General features: G+C 78.7%; 1 protein-coding gene and 2 pseudogenes. 2 read left to right on the top strand and 1 reads right to left on the bottom strand.

Annotated features, from left to right (window positions below):
• A pseudogene (locus SSNG_RS43475) lies at positions 1-176 on the top strand (FAD-binding domain-containing protein); the annotation flags it as partial.
• Positions 177-180: 4 nt separating this feature from the next.
• Positions 181-1167 carry a MerR family transcriptional regulator gene (locus tag SSNG_RS04445; protein WP_007262605.1) on the top strand — a complete coding sequence of 329 codons (987 nt, stop codon included), beginning with the start codon at positions 181-183 and terminating at the stop codon, positions 1165-1167.
• On the opposite strand, the pseudogene SSNG_RS39115 reads toward SSNG_RS04445, so the two are convergent.
• Positions 1091-1314: pseudogene (locus tag SSNG_RS39115) on the bottom strand (sigma factor-like helix-turn-helix DNA-binding protein); the annotation flags it as partial. The gene SSNG_RS04445 and the pseudogene SSNG_RS39115 sit on opposite strands and share 77 nt — an antisense overlap.
• Positions 1315-1410 lie beyond the last annotated feature (96 nt).

Below are 1410 nucleotides of genomic sequence, written 5' to 3'. Positions count from 1 at the left end.
CCGCTGGGTGCCCGAACTGGCCGGACTGCCCGCTGCCCCGCGTCCACGAACCCTGGCGGCTGCCCGGGACCGAGCGGGCCCGCTACGACTACCCGCCGCCGCTCGTCGAACTCGCCGACGCCCTCGACCGCTTCCGCCAGGCGCGGCCCGGCGCCGCACCGGGCGGCGTACCGTAGGCCGGTGGACCCCGAACCCGCCCTGAGCACCGGCGCCGTCGCCCGCCGCCTCGGGGTCTCCCCGACCACGCTGCGCTCCTGGGAGCGCCGCTACGCCATCGGCCCGGCCCACCGCGAGGACGGCCGGCACCGCCGCTGGACCCCCCGGGACATCGCCCGCCTGGAGGAGATGTGCCGGCTCACCGCACGGGGCGTGCCCCCGTCCGAGGCGGCGCGGGCCGCGCTCGGCGCAGCACCCGCCGCCCGCGCGGGCGGGAGGGCGGCGGCCGTGGTGCCGGGCGGGCCCGGTGCGCTCCCCCTCGGGGAGGCGCGGCCGGAGGGACGGGGGCTCGCACGGGCCGCCGTACGCCTGGACCAGCCGGCGGTGGCGGAACTGCTGGAGGCCGCCCTGACGGAACACGGCCTGGTCACGGCGTGGGAGGAGGTCATCGCGCCGACCCTGCACGCGGTCGGCCGCAAGTGGGCCTCGGCGGGGGAGCGTTACGTCGAGGTGGAGCACCTGCTGTCCTGGCAGGTCTCCGCCGCCCTGCACCGGATCCGCCCCGCGCCGGACCGGGCGCGGGTGCCCCCGGTGCTCCTCGCGTGCGTGCCCGGGGAGCTGCACAGCCTTCCCATCGAGGCGCTGGCGGCGGCCCTCGGCGAACGGGGCGTGCCGGTACGGATGTTCGGCGCCGCCCTGCCCGCCGGGGCGCTGTGCGACGCGGTACGGCGTACGGGTCCCCGTGCCGCCGTCCTCTGGGCGCACTCCCGCACCACCGCGGACCGGGCCCTGGCCCGCTCGGTCGCCGGCATCGAGTGGGGGCTGCGCGGCGCCCGCGGCCACTCGGCGGTCCTGCTCGCCGGACCCGGCTGGGGCCCGGAGTCCCAGGGGCCGCGCACCGGGCGGCTGTTCGGGCTGCGCTCCGGCGTCGGCGTCATCGCGGACCTGGTGGCCGGGCAGGCTCCAGCGACTGCCGCAGGGCGTGCAGGGCCCGCCGCATATGGCTCTTGACGGTCCCCAGCGGGAGCCCGGTGCGCTCCGCGATCTGGCTCTGGCTCAGATCGGCGTAGAAGAAAAAACACAGCACCAAAAAAAAGGGGAAAGGGGGAGCCGGGTCAGCTCCCCGAGGACCAGCACCCGGTCCACGGCCTGGTCCGGCGGCGGCCCCTGCCCCCCCTCCCGCGGCTCCCCGGCGCGCCGCGCGGCGGCCCGCACTCGCCTCACCCAGCCGCACCCGGGCCTCCAGGGCGTCGG

It is taken from the genome of Streptomyces sp. C (assembly GCF_000158895.1).
GTDB classification, from domain to species: domain Bacteria; phylum Actinomycetota; class Actinomycetes; order Streptomycetales; family Streptomycetaceae; genus Streptomyces; species Streptomyces racemochromogenes.
The sequence above is the reverse complement of the archived record's forward strand: the minus strand, read 5'-3'. Positions and strand labels throughout refer to the sequence as shown.